The organism is Bradyrhizobium sediminis (assembly GCF_018736085.1).
GTDB classification, from domain to species: domain Bacteria; phylum Pseudomonadota; class Alphaproteobacteria; order Rhizobiales; family Xanthobacteraceae; genus Bradyrhizobium; species Bradyrhizobium sediminis.
The window spans coordinates 2,370,607-2,389,562 of sequence record NZ_CP076134.1 but is presented as its reverse complement, the minus strand read 5'-3'; the positions used below and the strand labels follow the sequence as shown (position 1 = coordinate 2,389,562).

General features: G+C 64.0%; 22 protein-coding genes and 1 tRNA gene. 12 read left to right on the top strand and 11 right to left on the bottom strand.

What is annotated here, in order from left to right; genetic code table 11:
• The first annotated feature begins 136 nt into the window (after window positions 1-136).
• Complete coding sequence (locus tag KMZ29_RS11430) at window positions 137-1,171, top strand: patatin-like phospholipase family protein (RefSeq protein WP_215623764.1); 1,035 nt, start codon at window positions 137-139, stop codon at window positions 1,169-1,171.
• Window positions 1,172-1,201: 30 nt separating this feature from the next.
• Here the strand turns inward: KMZ29_RS11430 and KMZ29_RS11425 are convergent, their stop codons facing one another.
• The 3 genes from KMZ29_RS11425 to ltrA all read right to left on the bottom strand — a co-directional run bounded on the left by KMZ29_RS11425 (window position 1,202) and on the right by ltrA (window position 4,148).
• Window positions 1,202-1,630, bottom strand: coding sequence for a CBS domain-containing protein (locus KMZ29_RS11425; protein ID WP_215623763.1), 429 nt, complete (start codon window positions 1,628-1,630; stop codon window positions 1,202-1,204).
• Window positions 1,631-1,829: 199 nt separating this feature from the next.
• On the bottom strand, window positions 1,830-2,597 hold the full coding sequence (locus tag KMZ29_RS11420) for a rhomboid family intramembrane serine protease (RefSeq protein ID WP_249779897.1): 768 nt from the start codon (window positions 2,595-2,597) through the stop codon (window positions 1,830-1,832).
• A 210-nt stretch (window positions 2,598-2,807) separates the two neighbouring features.
• Complete coding sequence (gene ltrA, locus KMZ29_RS11415; protein WP_369810114.1) at window positions 2,808-4,148, bottom strand: group II intron reverse transcriptase/maturase; 1,341 nt, start codon at window positions 4,146-4,148, stop codon at window positions 2,808-2,810.
• 880 nt (window positions 4,149-5,028) lie between these two features.
• Here ltrA and KMZ29_RS11410 point away from each other — a divergent pair.
• From KMZ29_RS11410 to KMZ29_RS11390, 5 genes are all read left to right on the top strand, one after another.
• Entirely contained in the window at window positions 5,029-5,580 is a 552-nt protein-coding gene (locus tag KMZ29_RS11410) for a PAS domain-containing protein (protein ID WP_215623761.1), read from the top strand.
• A 202-nt stretch (window positions 5,581-5,782) separates the two neighbouring features.
• Entirely contained in the window at window positions 5,783-6,394 is a 612-nt protein-coding gene (locus KMZ29_RS11405) for a PilZ domain-containing protein (protein WP_215606123.1), read from the top strand.
• A 331-nt stretch (window positions 6,395-6,725) separates the two neighbouring features.
• Window positions 6,726-7,346, top strand: coding sequence for a transglutaminase-like cysteine peptidase (locus KMZ29_RS11400; RefSeq protein ID WP_215623760.1), 621 nt, complete (start codon window positions 6,726-6,728; stop codon window positions 7,344-7,346).
• Window positions 7,347-7,626: 280 nt separating this feature from the next.
• The gene (locus KMZ29_RS11395; protein WP_215623759.1) at window positions 7,627-7,932 is read left to right on the top strand and encodes a hypothetical protein; all 306 of its coding nucleotides are present in this window, start codon (window positions 7,627-7,629) and stop codon (window positions 7,930-7,932) included.
• Window positions 7,933-8,029: 97 nt separating this feature from the next.
• Entirely contained in the window at window positions 8,030-8,536 is a 507-nt protein-coding gene (locus KMZ29_RS11390; RefSeq protein WP_215623758.1) for a hypothetical protein, read from the top strand.
• A 278-nt stretch (window positions 8,537-8,814) separates the two neighbouring features.
• On the opposite strand, the gene KMZ29_RS11385 is transcribed toward KMZ29_RS11390, so the two are convergent.
• Window positions 8,815-8,988 carry a hypothetical protein gene (locus tag KMZ29_RS11385; protein WP_215624435.1) on the bottom strand — a complete coding sequence of 58 codons (174 nt, stop codon included), beginning with the start codon at window positions 8,986-8,988 and terminating at the stop codon, window positions 8,815-8,817.
• Between the two features lie 121 nt (window positions 8,989-9,109).
• Between KMZ29_RS11385 and KMZ29_RS11380 the strand changes: the two genes are divergently transcribed.
• Complete coding sequence (locus KMZ29_RS11380) at window positions 9,110-9,430, top strand: hypothetical protein (RefSeq protein ID WP_369810098.1); 321 nt, start codon at window positions 9,110-9,112, stop codon at window positions 9,428-9,430.
• A 27-nt stretch (window positions 9,431-9,457) separates the two neighbouring features.
• Here KMZ29_RS11380 and KMZ29_RS11375 read toward each other — a convergent pair whose 3' ends face one another.
• A complete protein-coding gene (locus KMZ29_RS11375) occupies window positions 9,458-9,988 on the bottom strand; it encodes a gamma carbonic anhydrase family protein (RefSeq protein WP_215623757.1) in 531 nt (176 codons plus the stop codon).
• 48 nt (window positions 9,989-10,036) lie between these two features.
• Window positions 10,037-10,366 carry a DUF6949 family protein gene (locus KMZ29_RS11370; protein WP_215612398.1) on the bottom strand — a complete coding sequence of 110 codons (330 nt, stop codon included), beginning with the start codon at window positions 10,364-10,366 and terminating at the stop codon, window positions 10,037-10,039.
• A 219-nt stretch (window positions 10,367-10,585) separates the two neighbouring features.
• Here KMZ29_RS11370 and KMZ29_RS11365 point away from each other — a divergent pair, with 219 nt between their 5' ends.
• Window positions 10,586-11,296 (top strand): hypothetical protein, encoded by a 711-nt coding sequence (locus KMZ29_RS11365; RefSeq protein ID WP_215623756.1) that lies wholly within the window; start codon window positions 10,586-10,588, stop codon window positions 11,294-11,296.
• Between the two features lie 19 nt (window positions 11,297-11,315).
• Here the strand turns inward: KMZ29_RS11365 and KMZ29_RS11360 are convergent, their stop codons facing one another.
• Complete coding sequence (locus KMZ29_RS11360) at window positions 11,316-11,534, bottom strand: DUF3126 family protein (protein ID WP_079543740.1); 219 nt, start codon at window positions 11,532-11,534, stop codon at window positions 11,316-11,318.
• A 143-nt stretch (window positions 11,535-11,677) separates the two neighbouring features.
• Window positions 11,678-12,505: a serine O-acetyltransferase gene (gene cysE / locus KMZ29_RS11355; protein ID WP_215623755.1), complete on the bottom strand. Its 828-nt coding sequence runs from the start codon at window positions 12,503-12,505 to the stop codon at window positions 11,678-11,680.
• Window positions 12,506-12,860: 355 nt separating this feature from the next.
• On the opposite strand from cysE, the gene KMZ29_RS11350 reads away from it, so the two are divergent.
• Window positions 12,861-14,153, top strand: a complete 1,293-nt coding sequence (locus KMZ29_RS11350; RefSeq protein WP_369810097.1) for a hypothetical protein — start codon at window positions 12,861-12,863, stop codon at window positions 14,151-14,153.
• Here KMZ29_RS11350 and KMZ29_RS11345 read toward each other — a convergent pair.
• Together KMZ29_RS11345 and KMZ29_RS11340 are read right to left on the bottom strand one after the other, a co-directional pair.
• Complete coding sequence (locus tag KMZ29_RS11345; protein ID WP_215623754.1) at window positions 14,139-14,891, bottom strand: alpha/beta fold hydrolase; 753 nt, start codon at window positions 14,889-14,891, stop codon at window positions 14,139-14,141. The genes KMZ29_RS11350 and KMZ29_RS11345 overlap by 15 nt on opposite strands.
• A gap of 56 nt (window positions 14,892-14,947) precedes the next feature.
• A complete protein-coding gene (locus KMZ29_RS11340) occupies window positions 14,948-16,096 on the bottom strand; it encodes a hypothetical protein (protein WP_215623753.1) in 1,149 nt (382 codons plus the stop codon).
• Window positions 16,097-16,352: 256 nt separating this feature from the next.
• Between KMZ29_RS11340 and KMZ29_RS11335 the strand changes: the two genes are divergently transcribed.
• Both KMZ29_RS11335 and KMZ29_RS11330 read left to right on the top strand, forming a co-directional pair.
• Window positions 16,353-16,592, top strand: a complete 240-nt coding sequence (locus tag KMZ29_RS11335; protein ID WP_215606113.1) for a zinc-finger domain-containing protein — start codon at window positions 16,353-16,355, stop codon at window positions 16,590-16,592.
• A gap of 7 nt (window positions 16,593-16,599) precedes the next feature.
• Window positions 16,600-17,796 carry an FAD-dependent monooxygenase gene (locus KMZ29_RS11330; RefSeq protein WP_215623752.1) on the top strand — a complete coding sequence of 399 codons (1,197 nt, stop codon included), beginning with the start codon at window positions 16,600-16,602 and terminating at the stop codon, window positions 17,794-17,796.
• 137 nt (window positions 17,797-17,933) lie between these two features.
• On the opposite strand, the gene KMZ29_RS11325 is transcribed toward KMZ29_RS11330, so the two are convergent.
• The gene (locus KMZ29_RS11325; protein ID WP_369810096.1) at window positions 17,934-18,353 is read right to left on the bottom strand and encodes a hypothetical protein; all 420 of its coding nucleotides are present in this window, start codon (window positions 18,351-18,353) and stop codon (window positions 17,934-17,936) included.
• A gap of 171 nt (window positions 18,354-18,524) precedes the next feature.
• On the opposite strand from KMZ29_RS11325, the gene KMZ29_RS11320 reads away from it, so the two are divergent.
• Window positions 18,525-18,611: transfer RNA gene (locus tag KMZ29_RS11320), tRNA-Leu, on the top strand.
• The last annotated feature ends 345 nt before the right edge of the window (window positions 18,612-18,956 follow it).

Sequence of the window (18,956 nt, the reverse complement as noted above, 5' to 3'; positions counted from 1 at the left end):
GGTCGCGGTCCAGTCACAATCCCTGCCTAGGCCGGTTGGCGGCACGGTCTATGCTTATGCGGACATATGATTACTTGTCAGTACATACCGGCGGCCTGAGGCCACTGCGAAGCGCTTGTCCGGCAAGGAGATACAGGTGCTGAAGAGTTTGATCGGACTCGGCCAAGGTAGCACCGAGGACCAGGACAAGGTGGGACTCGGTAGTATCCGGCGGCCGGTGATCGGGCTGGCGCTGGGCGGCGGCGCCGCGCGCGGATTTGCCCATATCGGGATTCTCAGGACATTGCTGGCCCATGGCATCGTTCCCAATGTCGTGGTCGGCACCTCGATCGGCGCGGTGATCGGCGGCGCTTATGCGGCCGGCCAGCTCGATGCGCTGGAGGAATGGGCGCGCAGCCTGCAGCCCCGAAATATCCTCGGCTATCTCGATATCCGCCTCAACGGCTCCGGCCTGATCGGCGGCGAAAAGCTCGCATCGCAGCTGGAGGCCGCGATCGGCCCGACCCTGATCGAGGATCTGCCGCTGAAATTTGCCACCGTGGCGACCGAAGTCCGCACCGGCCATGAGATCTGGCTGACCCACGGCCGCATGGTCGATGCGATGCGCGCGTCCTATGCCCTGCCCGGAATATTTTCTCCGGTGCTGGTCGGCAACCGCTGGCTGGTCGACGGCGCGCTGGTCAATCCGGTGCCGGTGTCGGCCGCGCGCGCATTGGGCGCGGAAATCGTGATCGCCGCCAATCTCTCCAGCGACGTCTTTACCCACTCAACGACGATCTACGCCCACGGCCCGACCGCCGACACGCCGGGAGCTGCGATCGAGCCCGCGCCGCCGAAGCGCGGTTTCGGAAAACTGTTCTCCGCCGAGCGCACTGTGAAACGCGAGTTCTTCGGCGGCGGTGGACGGCCGGGCATTTCCTCAGTCATGGTCGATGCCTTCAACATCATGCAGGACCGCATCACCCGCGCGCGCCTCGCCGGCGATCCGCCGGACATGCTGATCACGCCCCGGGTCGGCCAGATCGGCTGGTTCGATTTCCATCGCGCCGACGATCTGATCGCATTCGGCACCCGCGCCGCCGAGCGCGCCATCGACTCGATCCAGGAAGTGATCCACGTTCTGGCACCGGTGCCGGGCGAACCGGGTGCGGCGGCCAACAAGACGCCCTGACCGCGCGGGCTTGCCTTAAAGAGTCGCGTGTCAGGCGGTCTTGATGTAGTCGCGCAGCGCTTCCTGCTCGACTTCGAATTCGTGCACGCGCCACTTGACGACGTCGCCGATCGAAATCAGGCCGACCACCATGCCTTCCTCGACGACGGGCAGATGCCGGAATTTGCCGAGCGTCATCATTTCCATGATCGCGGCAACCGTGTCGGCCTGCCGGCAACTGACGACCTTGCGCGTCATGACCGCGCTGACCGGCTCGTCGAGCACCCGCGCGCCGCGCTCGCCGAGCACCCGCACGATGTCGCGCTCCGACAGGATGCCCTCGATCCGGCCCTTGTTCATCACCAGCACGGCGCCGATCCTCCGCTCCGCCAGAATCTTGATGGCAGCCGAGAGCTTTACGTCTGGCTCGACGCTCTGGATGTGATGGCCTTTGGAATCGAGAATTGCACGTACCGTCATTGTCGTCTCCCTGAAGCCGATCGCGCCCCTGAGCGAGCGCGACCTTCGTTCCCTTGAGTCTTCAATCAACAGTTCTGCGCCAATTTCGTTGCAGGCGCTTTCGGCAAGCACGGCTATTTTTATGCACGTTCGCGGGCTTAAAGCCCTGCTTTGCAACGGAGCAATGATGGATGAAATCGCGTTGCCCCGCAAGCGACGATCAGCCGCGATCCGATGCGTCCCGGGATGACGCATCCGCAGCATAGGCAGCGGCGCGCGGAACAGGATCGAACAGCGAAAACAGCACCAGCCCTGCGAAGAATCCGCCGATATGCGCCTGCCAGGCGACACTGGTGCCGTCGGCGCCGATCGCGATCGATCCGATGCCGAAGATGATGTTGACGCCGAACCAGACAGCGAGGAAGCCGAGCACGCGCGGATTGCGGAACGAGCGCATCAGCGAGAGCGCCGGTACGCGCGCCGCCGCATCGGCGTCGCCGCGGCTGAATGACAGGAAGCTGCCCTGCACGAAGGCAAAGCGGATCGCAGCCGCCATCGCGCCGGACACCGACGCCGAAGCGCCGATCATCGGCGCAATCGCGTGCTCATGGGTGACGAGATGCGCCAGCGCCCCGGCCGCGGCGGTCACCGCCATGAAGACGAAAAACCTGACCGCGCCGAAGCGGCGCGCCAGCGCGCTGCCGAACGGCAGCAGCCACAGCACGTTGAAGGCGATATGGCTGAGATTGGCGTGCAGCAGGGAATAGCTGACGAAGGTCCAGACCTTGGCGCCGGCGCCGCCCGGAAAAGCGATCGCCAGCAGCGTCGAATCGTAGCGTTTCGGAATGAAGCCGAATACTTCGATGGTCCAGTATTCGAGATCGGGCGGCAGCAGCACCCGCAGGTGAATGACCGCAAGCAGCACGACATAGGCGGTCAGCGCGCCGGGCAGCGTCAGGATTGGTTCGCGCGGGGTGGCTTGCGGCAATTCTGGCGGGGATTCCAAGGGCTCAGGACCTGAAACGAGCGGCTGACGGGAGCGGTTGCGCCCCAATAGGCGGCTTGGCCGGGCGGCGCAAGCACGGCATCACAGCGATGGAGCCCATCGCCAATCGGCATAGGGGGCGACCTTTTGGGTCGCTCCCCTGCCACACCACCCGGCATGCGGGTCCGCACCGGGCGGTTCGAGAAGTTGAGGTCATGAGAGCCGGGGCAGTCCCAGCCGGTCCGACCAGTTCAGGGTCAACACGGCGTTGAGGAGCATGCCGCTGTTACGCCACCAGCGACGGCTGTTGGCCGCCACCTTTCGCGCAACGTCAAGCTTGGCTCCCAGCGCCAGCAATTCCCTGTACATGGTCGTGCCGCGCTTCCACTGCTTGAGCTGGATGGCACGCAGCCGATGACGCAGCCACCGGTCGAGCTCTCGCCAGACCCGTGGGGTTTGCGCCAGCCGGAAGTAAGCCTTCCATCCCCGAATGTAGGGCCGCAGATGATCCACCACATCCTGCATACTGCGCCCGCCATTGCGGCCGGTCAGTTGCCGGATGCACTGCTTGAACGTCCTCAGCGGCTTGTCAGCAACCTTGCGTTTGATCACACCACCCGGCCCCGGCCAGAAGCCGTAGCCGAGGAACTTGCGACCGAACACACCGGTCACTGCGCTTTTGGTCTCGTTGATCGTCAAGCGCAGTTTGCCGTAGAGCCGCCGAAGCAGCGCCATCACCCGTTCGCCCGCCCGGCGGCTGCGAACGTAGACGTTCGCATCGTCGGCGTAGCGCACGAAGCAATGGCCCCGACGTTCCAGCGCCTTGTCCACTTCATCGAGCAGGACGTTGGCCAGCAGCGGCGATAGCGGGCCGCCCTGCGGCGTCCCCATCATGCGCGTCCGGACCACGCCATCGTCCATGATCCCGCTGTTCAGATACGCACGGATCAGCCGGATGACCCCGGTGTCCCCGATCCGTTTCTGGAGGCGGTCGATGAGGATGTCGTGATCGACCCGGTCAAAGAACTTTTCCAGGTCCACGTCCACCACGATCCGGCGGCCCGATTGCACGTATGACTGCGCCACAAGGACGGCGTCATGCGCGCTTCGGCCCGGCCGGAAGCCGTAGCTGTGCTCGCTGAAGGTTGGATCAAGAATGGGCTGCAGCACTTGCAGCAGCGCCTGCTGGATCAGACGATCCGTCACCGTCGGGATGCCAAGCTCGCGCTCCCCACCCTCAGGCTTGGGGATCGTCACCCGTCGCACCGGACTGGGCCGGTACGTCCCCGACAACAGTTGCTCGCGGAGCACGGGCCACGCCGTGCGTAGATGCGCGGCAGTCTGGTCAATATCCAGACCGTCTACACCGGCTACGCCTTTGTTGGCCCGCACCCGCTTCCACGCCCGTTGCAGGTTCTCTCTCGCCAGTACCGCTAGAAGCAGCGCTGACCCTGTGTCCTTCGGTTCATGCCGCGGGAGACGAGCTTCATCGCTGCCCGAGCCACACGCGGATTCACCGCGTCCTACCCCGGGCCGCCCTGCTCGCGCAGGCATCTGATGCGATGCTCGCCACATCGACATGGCGTCGAACACTCCCTCTCGTTCGGCCCTTCGCCTGCAAGACGGCTCGCAGCCTTCCCACCGACTACTACGACCTCGGCTGACTTCTCGCTCCGGCTCGACACCGTTGCCCTTTCGGGCACAAGGCGAGATCTCCCCAGGTAAGAACGCACTCCTTCACTGCACGACCGCCGGATTTACGCCGCTTCCCCTTGATCACGAGAGCTTCGCGATTTCTTGCCCGCTCGCCCTGGTCCGCAACGCCTTCTATCCGGTTCTTGTTCATCGGCCCGCAGCTTCGCTCCACGCTTCCTCCCCACACTCGGTCTCCCTCATGCAGTTGCGCTTCGCTTCGTTCGTTGTGATCAACTCACGATGGGACTTGCACCCATAAGAGTGCGCCCATGCTGGGCGCACAGGAAAAAGGGAGGGTGCTGAGAACACCCTCCCTCGTCCGTGCTGATCTTTTCGCGCCGGGGCCCGGGCGACATCCCCACCCCTCCCCGCGCGACGACCAAACTGTTTGACGCCGCCTGTGTACCAACTCGCCGGCCCGAGAGCATTTTCCGTAGGAAAATGTTCTTAATCGATACTCTGCGCATGCTCTGATCGCAAAACCGTAGCCACTTTTGCGGAACACGCGCTGAGAAAACCGGCGAACCAGAGCGGGCGGACCCTAGCCAGCTCTGCGCCGATCCCCAAGGTCATAGTTAACTTAACGTTAACAACGCAAAGACGGCGCCAGGCTCGCGAAAACACGGCGGCGGCATGGACGCTGCAAAGCCTGTCTTGCAAAACAAACCGGGGAAGGCGCATGCGCGAAAGCGGGACAGATCTGTCCCGCCGAGCCGGGCGCGGGGGGCAAGGCAAAATTATGAAGCATCCGTCAAGCCGCGAGTTCTACGCATACTGGGATGAGAAGCGTGGCGACGCCCGCGCACCCGATCGCAGCGAGATCGAGCCCGGCGCCGTGCGCGAGCTGCTCGGCGACATCTTCGTACTGTCCTACGCTGCCGGCTATCCGTTCCGCGTCGCCGGAACGCGCGTCTGCGCCCTGCTCGGCTACGATTTGAAGGACCGCAGTTTCTCCGCGTTGTTTGCAGCCGAGAGCCGCCGCGAGATCGAGGAAGTCGTCGCCGTCGTGGCCGAAGAACAACTGGCGGCGGTCGCCGGCATCACCGCCATCTCGGAAGACGGCAGGCCGGCGCATCTGGAACTGCTGCTGCTGCCGTTCAACGCCCGCGCACATTCACCGCTCAGCCTGACCGGGCTATTGGCGCCGTTCGAAAGCGAACACCGGCAACTCGGGGATTTCAAACTGACATCGTGGCGCTACGTCGGACATCAGCCGCAAAGACTGGTTCCGCGCGCATTGCGCAAACTCGCCGTCGCACGCGGCTTCATGGTCTATGAGGGGTTGCGCTGAAGCTGGCTCGACGCTTCGGGTGCGCCGGCGCAGATCGCGCGAGCTTGGGCGGCATCAGGAACGAGAGACCGGACGACGAAATGCTCGTCCGGGTTGAAGCAAGGCCCCTGCACACACTTAATGCAACCACCGCTAACTCCTCGTTAACCTTGTCGGCCGTAGGGTCAGGTGACACCGAAATGCCGGTTGTCGGGTGGCGAAGATGGCGTTTGCGAAAAGATCGATTCTTCCGGCCGCCGAAGAGCGACGGCGTTTCCAGCGGGTGAAAGTCCACCTGCTCGGCCGCTACATGCTGCCGGACCGCCGCGAATTTCCATGCCAGATCATCAACATGTCGCCGGGGGGGTTGGCCCTGCTGGCGCCAGGCATCGGCAATGTGGGCGACCGCGTGATCGCCTATCTCGACCATATCGGCCGGGTCGAGGGCAAGATCACCCGCATCATCGACAATGGTTTCGCGATGAGCATCGGCGCCACCGCCCGCAAGCGCGACAAGCTGGCGGCGCAGCTGACCTGGCTCGCCAACCGCGACATTCTCAACCTGCCGGAAGACCGCCGCCACGACCGTATCGTGCCGCGCAACCCGATCGCACTGCTCACGCTCGAGGACGGCACCAAGATGACCTGCCGCATCATCGACATGTCGCTGTCGGGCGCCGCCATCGCCGCGGAAAACCGCCCGCCGCTGAAATCGCTGGTCATGCTCGGCAAGGTCCAGGCCCGGGTGGTGCGAAATCTCGAGGAAGGCTTTGCGCTGGAGTTCGTTCACGAGCAAATTGCCGAGACGCTCGAAGACAGCGTTACCGCGCGGTAAAGCGCGAGAGCCCGCAATTTCCCATTTTTTCCAAGGCTTGAGGGCGGTATCCGCGTCGCGGATGCCGCCTTTTCGTATTCGGAGCCGGCCAAAACGAGGTTAACCGGCCGCCGCTTTGCCGCCGCAAGTGCCGTATCGGCGGGCTTTGCCGCGTTAATACATAAAATTTGAATCAATTGCAGTCGTTTAAAATTTTAGTCGAACTTGATTCAAGTATAGAAAGAATTATCCGCGACTTTTACTTGTATTCGCGTCAAATGTACTTGTGCTACTTAGCGGCGGCGCAAAACCTTTGTGCGAAACGTGGTCCCAACAAGAAACGGGGGCCACAATGTTTGGGTTCGGGGGACAGGGGAAAGGATTGGCGGTTGTCGCCATCCTGATCGGATTGAATGCACCGGCGCGTGCCGGTGACGTACTTTATGCCAGCCTCGGCGACACCACGCGTTCGCCGATCGGCTGGGTCGAATTCTGCGCCGAAAATCCCGGCGACTGCCGCGGCGGCGCGTCACAGCCACGCGACATCGTGATGTCGCAGACGGCATGGCGGGATCTGTTGCGGGTCAACCGCTGGGTCAATGAAACCGTCAAGCCGATCACCGACATGGATCATTGGGGCGTGATCGAGAAATGGTCGTTGCCGACGGACGGCCACGGCGACTGCGAGGACTACGTCCTGCTGAAGCGCAAGATGCTGATCGACGCCGGCTGGCCTCGCGAAGCGCTGCTGATCACGGTGGTGCGCGACAAGAAGGGCGAAGGCCACGCGGTACTGACCGTGAAAAGCGACAAGGGCGAATTCGTGCTCGACAACCAGAACGAAAACGTCCTGGCCTGGACCGAGACCGGATACCGCTTCGTCAAGCGCCAGTCGCAGGGCGACCCGAATGTGTGGGTCTCGCTGGGCGACAGCCGCCCGGCCGTTGCCACCGCCAGCGCCAGGGATCGCTGACACAAAGGAATCAGAGAACACGCGACCCGGTCACATCCCCACCCCTCCCCGTCCCAGACCGGATCGCGCGCGGCCAGCCTTCCCCCAAAGGCTGGCCGCAACTTTTTCGGGGTACTTAAACTCGCGATTTTTCAAAGGCTTGCCGCCGAGCTGCGACCTGAATGAGGCCGGCGATGCCGAGGCGCCTTGCAGCGGTGGCACGCGGTCTTCCGACCGCTTCCCTTTACCGCCCTGACCGATGCCGCTAGGATTTGCGCGTTGGTCGGATAACGAGGGCGAGATGAAACCGAGACTGCTGGTTGCCGCGGCCCTGATCGTGTTCTCCCTGCCCGCGTTTGCCGCCGACGCCGATGTTCGCGGTCACCGCCAGCGTGCGCAGCAGGTTTTTGACGCCCCGTTGATCATCGACTATTCGCATAATTACGGCCCCGCCGACTTTTACCCGGGAACGACAGCGCCGCCGGACCGGGTCGTCGTGCCGCTGAATGAACGGCCCTACGGCATCTATGACGGATTCGATCGCCATTGCGGGCAATCGACGGCAAGCTACCGGGGCCAGGACGGCCGACGCCACCCGTGCAGTTGAACGGGCCGGCCGCCGGTCATAGTTATCTATACTAGCGCCGTGCCGGTGGGCACGCGTCGAGCGTGCTGGAACTTTGGCTGTTAGGCTTTGGAGTCCCATGATCGAACTCGCACCTGATCAAAGCATGAGCAACAGCCTCACCCGCATCGGCTCGCAGCCGATTGCGCTCGCTGCCGCGGTATTGGTTGCCGTGGTGGCCGGAGGCGCCTCCATCGCCCTGTGGCGTGGGTACACCGGCATCTCGCCCGAACCGGACCGCGTCGCTGCCACCAGGCAGTTGCAGGCCCGGACGGCTCAGGCCTCCGAGCAACTCGTGGAGAAGACCAAGGGCCTGGAGGCGACCCAGCAGGAGTCGATCGATCAGCTACAAGTCGTTCAGGATCAGCTGCAGACCGTCAGACGCCTGCTCGCCGCGCAGCAGACCGAGACCAAGAAGCTGGCCGAACAGGTCGGCGGCCTGACTGGCGCGATCGACGGCCTGCGACAGTCGTTCGCGAGCGCCCAACCCTCTGACGTATCCAATACGCCCACCATCCGAAAGAAGCCGATCCGGACCAAGCGCAGCGCGGTGTCGCATCGCAAGCGCAGCAAATCGCGAGGCTAAACTAGCGTCGTCCCAGGAGGCACCGCGCCGGTCGTCGCGCGGCGTCTCCAGCCCCATGGGCGCAGCCGGAAACCCCATAGGCGCTGCCGGAACTTTTTCCGTCCGATTGTGAACTGGATCACATATGCCCGTATTGTTCCGGGGCAGTATGCAGTTCACCGGATGGCGCAAGCCAATTTCAATATCCGGGGCTGGCAAGGCCGTTGGCGTTATACTGCGTCGGCGGCCTTGTTTTTTTGCAGGATTGCTCGGCGCGATCCTGGTCACCGTGGAGGGCGCTATCCCGGACGGTTATGACGAGGACGTCTGGCGGCGGCTGCGAAGCGATCACGGCTATGGCGTGCCTTCACCTGCTCGATTTCCCAGAACATCCAGACAAAGGCAGCGCCCAGACCAACGACAACGCCCAGAAACAGTAACGTCAATGCCGGGGTTGTGAGCGCTGTGAGCATGGTGAGCATCCATGAATCAGGTCAACGGCGTAGATGAATGCTATACTAAAGTCGCAGGCTTGTCCCGGGCCAGGCGGTATTTATTTGACCGGCTTTCCCGACATTTGCGACTGCGGTTCAATTGCAGAAGCGCCGCAGGTTCCTCGCCCGAGCGATTTCCTCAACCACGATTGAATCAGCGTCCGTCTGCGGCGCGGAAGGCAGGCCCGAGTTGCGCAAATTGATCGCGTTCGACGACGACACCTTCGACAAACTGAAGCAGCTCGGCCGCGACAGGATGGCGACCTTTCAGGAATTGGCGGATGAAGCGTTCGCCGACCTGCTCAGGAAGCACGGCATTCCCGTCGACCTGAAGGACGCGCTTCGCAGAAGTGCTGCGCTGACAAAGACGTCGGCGCAAAACAGCGCAAGGCCGCGCTCATCGAGACATACCAAGTCATGAAGCGGCATCTGAAGTGCTTGCAGCGCTTCAGCCGAGTTTCTTCAGGCCCTTTTTGTATCGGGAGCCGTTGAGGACATAGAATTTTGCCGCGCTTCCCATTCTTGCGACCTGCGCGGGATCGAGCGTGCGGATCACCCGCGCCGGCGATCCGATGATCAGGGAATATTCGGGAAACTGCTTTCCTTCCGTGATCACCGATCCTGCGCCGACCACGCTGCCGCGGCCGATCTTGGCGCCGTTCATCACGATCGAACCCATGCCGACCAGCGCGTCGTCCTCCAGCGTGCAGCCGTGCAGGATGACATTGTGGCCGACCGTGCAATTCTTTCCAATCGTCAGCGGAAAGCCCATGTCGGTGTGGCAGGTCGAGTTGTCCTGCACATTGGAATTCTCGCCGATCTCGATCCATTCATTGTCGCCGCGCAAGACCGCGCCGAACCACACGCTCGCGGAATTCAACAGCCGGACCTTGCCGATCACGGTTGCGGTGTCGGCGATAAAATAGTTTCCGTCGGAAGGAAGATTGGGCGCCTGCCCGTCGAGTTCGTAGATCGCCATGCTCTTGTCAGTCTCCGGTTCGCGGAGACATTGGCATAGGCGTATCGCTCAGGCCAGCACCCCTGCGGCGCGCAGCGTCATGACGAAAAACGTGCCGGACATCAGGCTCCAGAATCCGGCCAGCACGGTTGCCATCATCACGAATTCGACGCGGCGGCGCTCGATCTTCGCACCGCGCAAGGTGTTGCGCATGATGATGAAGGGCGCCGCGAAGACCAGGAACGGCACGGCGGCGAAAGCCCTCGGCGCCACGCCCTCTTGCAGCAGTCCGAATCCTGCCGGGCGCTGCGCCAACGCCTGGTATCCGCTGGCAAGCGCGCCAGCGAGCGCGAAGCCGATGCCGATGGAAAACAGGGAATTCAACGCTTCAGGCGACATCGCAACGCTTCCGCTACACAACGACCTCCCCTGCTTCGCAAAATCGGCAGGCGGCCGCCACACTATCCTTAAGGAAAGGTTAACGCTGCCGGCCGGAACCGCGGCCAGGACATGGCTCGCGGCGGCTGAAAGCGCGCGAAGTGGTACGGAAGTCCGCTGGCGCATGGCATATTTGCAATTGATTCGACCACCGAGGGCCACCCTCACGATGTCCCGTTCATGACCTTCTTCTCGACCGCCCAGCACAGCGCCCGCAACTCGCGCCGGCATCGCCGCAGCCACATGATTCCGATCGTGCTGGGGGGCGCGGTCACGGCGGGCGCGATCGCGATCGTCGCCTATCTGCTCTGGCCGACCTGGGGACCGAAGGCTTCGAGCAATCCGGACCGGTTGCCGGTGAGCGTCGGTGCGACCCTCTTCAACGTGCCGACCATGGCGATCCGCAGGAAGATCCAGCGTCACTCCGGGCCGCAGGAACGCGTCGATCTCAGCTTCATGTTTCCCTCGCTCGAAGCGCCCGAGGCGCCGAAGCACGTCAGCGCCGATACCGTGGAGGAATCGGTGCAGCCGATCGACCGGATCTTCCTGTCGATATCGGCGCATCACGACACGCTGGCGCCGGATACCCGCCTGCGCACCATTTATCCGCGTTATCTCGAGCAGGCCCCCTCGGCGGCACAGGACGGCCTGACGCTGCGCGCATTCCGCGACGGCACGCCCTACGGCAATGAAGACCTGTTCCTTGCGAGCTCGCCGGGCCTCAACGCGCGCTGCACGCGCGACGCGGCTACCCCCGGCATGTGCCTGAGCGAGCGCCGCATCGACGGCGCCGACCTGACGTTTCGCTTTCCGCGGAGCTGGCTCGCGCAGTGGCGCGACGTCGCCGATGCGATGGATCGGCTGACGGCGCAATTGCGCGGACCGAAGTAACGATCCCCTTGCGGGATGCTCAGCCCTGCTCGACCAGGTCGTCCTCGAGGATCGCCATCTGGAACTGGAATGAGCGGTCGTCGTCTTCATCGTCGACGAACAGCACGCCGATGAATTCCTCGCCGATATAGACCTCGGCTGAATCGTCCTTCTTCGGCCGCGGCACCACGCGAATCTTCGGATTGCCGAACAGGCGCTTGAGATAGGCGTCGAGTTTCCTGACTTCCTGAACGTCCACGGCAGTCTCCAATCGGATTAGGTTTCGGGAGGTTCTAGGCCGGGACGAAGCGGACTGCCAGCCCAACTTGCAGAAAATCGTGCACGCGATTCAGACGACTTTTTTGGCTTTGCGCGTATTCCTTCGCGGAATACGCGCAAGAATCAAATCCCGATCGCGTTGAGCATCTGATCCATGGTGCGCGACGGCTCGGCGCAGCCGGCTTCGCCGACGATCTTGGCGGGAACGCCTGCCACGGTCACATTGTGCGGCACCGGCTTCACCACCACGGAGCCCGCGGCGATGCGGGCGCAATGGCCGATCTCGATATTTCCCAGAATTTTCGCGCCCGCCCCGATCAATACGCCGCGGCGGATCTTGGGATGGCGATCCTCGTTCTCCTTGCCGGTACCGCCGAGGGTGACGCCGTGCAGGATCGAGACGTCGTCCTCGATGACGGCGGTCTCGCCGACCACGAAGCCGGTGGCGTGATCGAGGAAAATACCTCGGCCAATTCGTGCCGCCGGATTGATGTCGGTCTGGAACACCGCGGAGGCGCGGCTCTGCAGGTAATAGGCAAAATCCTTGCGCCCTTTTTTATAGAGCCAGTGCGCGAGGCGATGGGTCTGGATCGCATGGAAGCCCTTGAAGTAGAGCAAGGGATCGATGAACCGCGAGGTCGCGGGATCGCGGTCGTACACTGCCACCATGTCGGCGCGAAACGCGTTGCCGAGATCGGGATCGTCGCGCAGCGCCTCATCGAAGGTCTGGCGGATCAGATCGCCCGACAGCGCCGTATGGTCGAGCCGCTCGGCGATGCGATGCACCACCGCGTCTTCCAGACGGTCGTGATGCAGCACGACCGAATAAATAAAGGAGGCGAGCTCCGGTTCGCGGCGGACGATGTCCTCCGCTTCGGTCCGCACCCGATCCCAGATCGGATCGAGCGCCGCCACTTTCCCACCCTGCGGATTGATCTGATGCACTGCCATGGGCTGCTCTCGCGATTTCGGGTTTCTTAAACGTACTTATAGCACGACGGCCGGACGGCTGTCCCGCTCCCAGGCAAAGTGACCGGCAGCCCCGGTTAGGAAACTGCGCCAAGACATTGATACGGCACACATTCCTTGACCAGCCGCGACCACCCCACGGACAGGATCCGTTCAAGGTGGCCCGCGATTTCGGGAAATCAAGCCACCCGGGTTCCAACTATTTGTGGATTTCCGCATGCCAATGGGGGCATGCTAATCGCAAAACTCGGGGGGAGACAGCATTCACACCCAGATTTTACGCGCGCGCGCGCCGGATTGCGCTTGGGTATGGCTATCGGCGGTAGCCATACCCCTCATGCTGATCGCGCCGGCGCTCTGGAACGGCTACCCGCTCCTGCAGTGGGACACCGGCGGGTATCTGGCCCGGTGGTACGAAGGCTATCTGGTCCCCAGCCGCTCCACCGTGTTCGGCCTCTACCTGCATTTCGGCGAGGATTCGAGCTTCTGGATCAATCTGGGTATTCAGGCGCTGGCGACGCTCTGGATCCTGCAACTGACCTTGCGCGTGTTCGGCATGGTCAGGCCATGGCGGCTGGCGGCCATCAGCGTCGCTCTGATCGTGACCACGGCGCTGCCCTGGCTCGCCTCGATGCTGTTGACCGACATCTTCACCGGCCTGTCTGTGCTGGCGCTGTTCATCCTGGTCGTACACGGCGACAAGACTTCCACGATTGAGAAGTGCCTGCTGTTCGCCTTCACCGCCTTCGCCGCGGCAACCCACAGCGCCACGCTGGCGGTGCTGCTGGGGCTGTGCTGCGCCGGCTGGATCGCACTCCCCTTCCTGCGCTCACGGATCGCCATTTCCGGACTGCTGCAGGGCAGCCTGACCCTTGTTGCTGGCGCCGCCATGCTGGTGTCCGCGAATTTCGCGCTGTCCGGACAACCGGCATGGACACCCGGCGGCTACGGCGTCGCGTTCGGGCGGATGTTGCAGGACGGCATCGTCAAACAATATCTGCGGGATCATTGCCCGCAGCAGAAACTGAAGCTCTGCCCCTATCGCAATGAACTTCCGGCGACCGCCGATCAGTTCCTCTGGGGCAGCAGCATGTTCAACACGCTCGGCCGCTTCACTGGCCTGAACGACGAGATGGGCTTCATCGTCACGCGTTCGCTCGCCGAATATCCGCTGTGGCAGGCCCAAGCCGCGATCGTCGCCACCGCACAGCAACTGGTCCATGTCGGAACCGGCGAAGGCACCAGCGGCTGGATCCCCCACACCTACGGCATCATCGAGCGCTATATCCCGTCACAACTCAAGCCGATGCGCGCGGCGCATCAGCAGCACTGGGACATCGACTTTGCCGTCATCAACCGGCTCCACGTCCCCGTCGCGCTGGCCTCGATGCTGGCCGTCGCCGCCATCTGCGCCGGCGCGATCTGGCGGCGGAAGCTCGACGATCTCTCCCTGCTCGCCGCTACCATCACGCTGGCGCTGCTCGGCAACGCCTTCGTCTGCGGCGTGATATCGGGACCGCATGACCGCTACGGCGCGCGCATCGCATGGGTCGCCACCCTGGTCGCGCTGATCGCGATCGTCAGACATTTCGCCGGCCGCGACGAGCCGGACGGTTCACTTCCGCCGTGACAGGAAATCCAGCACGCCCGCCTTGTAGACCTTGTCGCCGACCGCCCGCATGTGGTCGCGGTTCGGAATATGGAGCACCTCGGCGCCCGGGATGACCTTGCCTAGCGCGTCCGCCGAGCCCGCGATCTCATCGGTCGTGCCGACCGCGATCAGCACCGGCACCTCGATGCCGGCGGCTTCATCCCGCGTCATCAGGCGGCGGGAGCCGCGCAGGCAGGCCGCCAGCGCCAGCCGGTCGGAGCGGGTCTGGTCGGCGAAGGCGCGAAAGGTCCGCCCCACCGGATCGGTGACGTCGTCGAGCGAGGCCGCCTCCAGTGCGGCCGCGACGTTTTCACCGGGGCCGCCGCCCTCGATCAGGCCGATGCCGATGCCGCCGAACACAACCGAACGCAGCCGCTGCGGCTGCTGCCGCGCCAGCACCGCCGTCATCCGCGAGCCCAGCGAATAGCCCATGACGTCGGCGCGTTCGATATCGAGGTGATTCATCAGCGCGATGACGTCGCCGGCCATGGTGGCGACGTCATAGGCGGCCGCATCGTAGAGCTTGCCGGAATCGCCATGGCCACGGTTGTCGAAGGCGATGACGCGGCGGCCGTTCTTCTTCAGCTCGGAAACCCAGGTCGGATAGACCCAGTTCACATTCTTGGTCGAGGCAAAGCCGTGTACCAGAACGATCGGATCGCCCTCGCCTTCGTCGAGATAGGCAATTTCAACTTCGCCGTTGTGAAAACTCGGCATCGGGTCGTTCCGTATTTCCTGAAAGGGAGATCGTCGATCGGAGGCTCGCTGCAACTTTAGGCCTGCGCGACGGCGCCCGCCAGAGAGGCGTCGGGCGCCAACGCCGCGGCCGCCAACTGTCTTCGCAATCGTCGCGCCTTCTTGCGGCGCAGATAGGCCAAGGTCAGCCGTTCGGTGGTGGCCTTGATCGACGACAGCAAGCCGAACAGCGTGATGAGCGCGCCGAACAGCCACAGCGTCAGATTGAAGGCGCCGGTCGCCAGCAGCAATGCGCCTCGGCCCAGCACCTTCAGGATCGCGCGGGTCTGGCCACCCTTGGATTCCGCGAGCCGCGCGGCGCGTGCGACGTCCTTCGGCGACTCCGCGATTTTCAGCGTGTCCTGCGCGGCGCGGATGCCCGCCTTCTCGCCGACCCGCCCGACGTCCTTGGCCAGCCGCACCAGCGCGCCGGCCTTCTCGGCGCGGAACGCCGCTCTTATCGCGGTCATGGTCTGGCCCGGCCGCAGCACCGAGCCGGAGGCGACCGCCTGCTGCAGGACCGGCGCATCTACCATCTCGCGCGCGGAGCGCCCGGCCCAATGCGTCAGCCCGGCACCCAGCCGCCCGACCTTGCGGGCGTCCTTGACCAGCGTGAGCCCGGCGCGCACCGGCAGCGCGCCGCCGACCGAGACATAGGTCGCCGCCGTCACCGCAAGGCCCGCGGTGGCAAGCCCGAGCACCAAATGGTCGGTGTCTTCGCCCATGGCGAGATGCTTGCCTTCGCGCACCACGTCCCTGATGTCGCCGAACACGAAGAGATCGCCGGCCACCGTGCCCGACAGGCTGGCGACGTCGTCGGCATTGCCGGTCACGAGCCCGGTGGCGAAGCGCTTGGCGAATTGCGGCGTCGAATGATGCTCCGCGACGGCGTCGCTGACACGCTTCGAAAGTTCATCGCCGAGCGGGATGTTCTTGTCCCGGGCGAGGTCGGCGAAACTGCCCGCCAGATCGGGGTCGTTTTCGGCCAGCGCCGCCTCGATGTTCTGCCCGATCAGTTCGGCGTTATTCCGCAGAGCAGAACCGAGCTGGAGGTCGGAAAGCTCGGCCGGATCGTCCCGCGCCGCCAGCAGGGCATAGGCGTCCCGCGCATGCGGCCACAGCAGCGCGCACGCCACCGCGCACACCGCCATACCAGCCAGTGCCGGACCGATCCGCGACCGCCTCATGCCGAAAAACCCTTGGGTTCCGATGCCCTCAACATGGGGTGCCGCTTTTCGGACACAACAGCCCCGACGAAAGAAGCCCGACGAAAGAAGGGCTTCTCTGGGACGACAAGATTGTGTCGAATTTGCATGAACAAATGAGCGTCCGGGGCTCTAGGAATCAACGCCACCCGCAAGTATCAGTAGGCTGCGCGGCAGTACCGGCCTGCCGCGTATCGTTGTTTTTCTGCGCCGCCGTTGCCACCCAAGGTGAAATAGAATGTCCGACCATGTCGTCCCGCACTTCCACAATGACGCCGGCGTTCCGGTCATCGAGATCGGCTCGCAGGAGTTCATGTGCGTAGGCGCCAATCCGCCGTTCGATCACCCGCATGTCTTTCTCGATCTCGGCAACGACAACGAGATCATCTGTCCCTATTGCTCGACACTCTATCGCTACGCCACCGACCTCGAGGCCGGCGAAGCCCGGCCGCCGGAGTGCGTCCTGAAAGTCGCCTGACCGGGCCGTGGCCGCGTCGCGCACCATCATCGTCGCTGGTGCCGGGATCGGCGGACTGACGGCCTCGCTGGCGCTCGCCGCGCAAGGCTTTCGCGTCGTCGTGCTGGAGAAGACCGAGCGGCTCGAGGAAGTCGGCGCCGGCTTGCAGCTCTCCCCCAATGCCAGCCGCGTGCTGGTCGGACTCGGACTGCAGCCGCGGCTCGCCGGACGCGCGGTTATCCCCGATGCCGTCAGCATCATGAGCGCGCGCGCCGGCGGCGAAATCAGCCGCCTGCCGCTCGGCGAGGCCGCCACTTTTCGCGCCGGCGCCCCCTATTGGGTGGTGCATCGCGCCGACCTGCAGGGCGCGCTGGCGGCGCAGGTGGCCGACAATCCCGATATCGAACTCAGGCTCGGCTGCCAGTTCGAGGACGCCGCCCCCCATGCCAAGGGGCTGACGGTGGTGCAGCGGAGCGGCAATGCGCGCCACCAGGAACTGGCGACGGCGCTGATCGGCGCCGACGGCATCTGGTCTACCGTGCGGCATCATCTGTTTCCGGACGCGCAGCCGCAATTCTCCGGCCTGATCGCCTGGCGCGGAACGCTCGATGCCACGCAGCTGCCGCGCGAGTATACCTCGCGCCGGGTGCAGCTCTGGATGGGGCCGAACGCGCATCTCGTCGTCTATCCGATTTCGGGCGCGCGCCAGATCAACGTCGTCGCCGTGGTGCCCGGCACCTGGAACCGGCCGGGCTGGAGTACGGCAGGCGAAAACGCCGAAATCAAGAACGCGTTCGCCTCGTACAAATGGCCGGGGCCGGCGCGGATGATGCTCAACGCCGTCGACGACTGGCGCAAATGGGCACTGTTCGCGGTGCCCGAAGGCGTCGAATGGAGCAAGGGCCCGATCGCGCTGCTCGGCGACGCCGTCCACGCCATGCTGCCGTTTGCCGCGCAGGGCGCCGGCATGGCGATCGAGGATGCCGCGGTGCTGGCCAAGTGCCTCGGCGAAAGCGAAGCCGCCGCCGGCATTGCGGCGGCGCTGAAGCGCTACGGCCGGCTGCGCCGCGCCCGCGTCAGCCGCGTGCAGCGTACCGCTCGGCACAACGGCGCGATCTATCATCTGAGCGGCCCGGCGGCATTGGCGCGCGACTGGTTCATCCGCGCGATGGGGCCGCAGCGCATGCTGGCGCGGCAGGACTGGATCTACGACTGGCGGGTGTGAGGGCTGGAGTGTTGGGTGGGAGTTCGCGTTCGCTGCTCCGCCACTGGCCGTCATCCCCGCGCGGACGACTGGACAGGCGTCAAGCCGATGAAGCGCCGGAGGAATTGGTCGCCATCGCGCATCGACCGCGCCCTGATTTAGCGCTTCGCCGCACGGTTTGGCGCCGGCGCGACGACCGGCGGCACAGGCGCGGTCACGGCAGCCGGCGCACCGGCGACGCAGCGGTTGCGCTGCCAGGCTTCCTCGGCGAACTGGGCTTGCCCGCGCACCGCGATGTAGTCGTTGCGATAGGCGATCTCGGCCACCACGGCGCCGCCGGCGCCGGTTTCGGCCTTCGCCATCAGGGCCTGCAGACTGGCCTGACGCGCGGCGAGCGATTTGCGTTCGGCCTCAAGCTGCTTGCATTCGTAAAGGTCGTATTTGGCGGGATCGGCAAACGCCGTGGTCATGCCGTCGCTCATGCCGGCGCAGCCGCCGAGCCCGATGGCGGAGGCGAATAGCCCCATCGCGGCGACGAGGCGCAGCGGAGGCCGGGAATGCTTGAGCAAGACGATCATGCGACTTTCGTAAACCGACACGGTTGAGAATGCCTAAAGCAGCCGCCGGTGTCGGGAATGAGGCTTTGCCTTGGCCCGCGCACTCGCTTAAGGAAAAGCCGCGATTTCCCTCAAGCCTACCCATTTCCCAAGCCGAAGGAAACGCGCTAAGTATCTGATCTCGTGATCAAAGCGGACGTGGCGGAACTGGTAGACGCAAGGGACTTAAAATCCCTCGATGGCAACGTCGTGTGGGTTCGAGTCCCACCGCCCGCACCAACTAGCCCCCTATAGTCCGACGTGGGCACGGGCTGACCGCAGCAACTCGATCAAACCCAGCGATCAGGCCTCCCAGCCCTTTCATGACGAAGTATTGGCGACTGCCTTGGGCGAGGCCCGCCCTACGACACTCCTTCGTTTGATCTCGCATTAAGAACGGCTCTTCATATTTACATCCTGTGGTGGTATCAATGACAGTGCTGAGGGACGACCAATCGCCTCATTTTGGCATCCCGCGATCTGAATGAAGTTTCGCGGACGAGCCGAACAAGCAAGGAGAAGATGTATTTCGCTCCATGCTCCGACGCAGCCGCACCAGAAATATTGCTTAAGTTCATAGTGGAG

What these genes read in the sequence shown, in the direction of transcription:
- KMZ29_RS11365 (WP_215623756.1), top strand. Translation starts at nt 10,586, where the DNA reads ATGACCTTCTTCTCGACCGCCCAGCACAGCGCCCGCAACTCGCGCCGG.
- cysE (WP_215623755.1), bottom strand. Translation starts at nt 12,505, where the DNA reads ATGGCAGTGCATCAGATCAATCCGCAGGGTGGGAAAGTGGCGGCGCTC.
- KMZ29_RS11340 (WP_215623753.1), bottom strand. Translation starts at nt 16,096, where the DNA reads ATGAGGCGGTCGCGGATCGGTCCGGCACTGGCTGGTATGGCGGTGTGC.
- KMZ29_RS11425 (WP_215623763.1), bottom strand. Translation starts at nt 1,630, where the DNA reads ATGACGGTACGTGCAATTCTCGATTCCAAAGGCCATCACATCCAGAGC.
- KMZ29_RS11370 (WP_215612398.1), bottom strand. Translation starts at nt 10,366, where the DNA reads ATGTCGCCTGAAGCGTTGAATTCCCTGTTTTCCATCGGCATCGGCTTC.
- KMZ29_RS11390 (WP_215623758.1), top strand. Translation starts at nt 8,030, where the DNA reads ATGATCGAACTCGCACCTGATCAAAGCATGAGCAACAGCCTCACCCGC.
- KMZ29_RS11395 (WP_215623759.1), top strand. Translation starts at nt 7,627, where the DNA reads ATGAAACCGAGACTGCTGGTTGCCGCGGCCCTGATCGTGTTCTCCCTG.
- KMZ29_RS11385 (WP_215624435.1), bottom strand. Translation starts at nt 8,988, where the DNA reads ATGCTCACAGCGCTCACAACCCCGGCATTGACGTTACTGTTTCTGGGC.
- KMZ29_RS11325 (WP_369810096.1), bottom strand. Translation starts at nt 18,353, where the DNA reads ATGATCGTCTTGCTCAAGCATTCCCGGCCTCCGCTGCGCCTCGTCGCC.
- KMZ29_RS11410 (WP_215623761.1), top strand. Translation starts at nt 5,029, where the DNA reads ATGAAGCATCCGTCAAGCCGCGAGTTCTACGCATACTGGGATGAGAAG.
- KMZ29_RS11335 (WP_215606113.1), top strand. Translation starts at nt 16,353, where the DNA reads ATGTCCGACCATGTCGTCCCGCACTTCCACAATGACGCCGGCGTTCCG.
- ltrA (WP_369810114.1), bottom strand. Translation starts at nt 4,148, where the DNA reads ATGCCTGCGCGAGCAGGGCGGCCCGGGGTAGGACGCGGTGAATCCGCG.
- KMZ29_RS11400 (WP_215623760.1), top strand. Translation starts at nt 6,726, where the DNA reads ATGTTTGGGTTCGGGGGACAGGGGAAAGGATTGGCGGTTGTCGCCATC.
- KMZ29_RS11350 (WP_369810097.1), top strand. Translation starts at nt 12,861, where the DNA reads ATGCTGATCGCGCCGGCGCTCTGGAACGGCTACCCGCTCCTGCAGTGG.
- KMZ29_RS11375 (WP_215623757.1), bottom strand. Translation starts at nt 9,988, where the DNA reads ATGGCGATCTACGAACTCGACGGGCAGGCGCCCAATCTTCCTTCCGAC.
- KMZ29_RS11345 (WP_215623754.1), bottom strand. Translation starts at nt 14,891, where the DNA reads ATGCCGAGTTTTCACAACGGCGAAGTTGAAATTGCCTATCTCGACGAA.
- KMZ29_RS11405 (WP_215606123.1), top strand. Translation starts at nt 5,783, where the DNA reads ATGGCGTTTGCGAAAAGATCGATTCTTCCGGCCGCCGAAGAGCGACGG.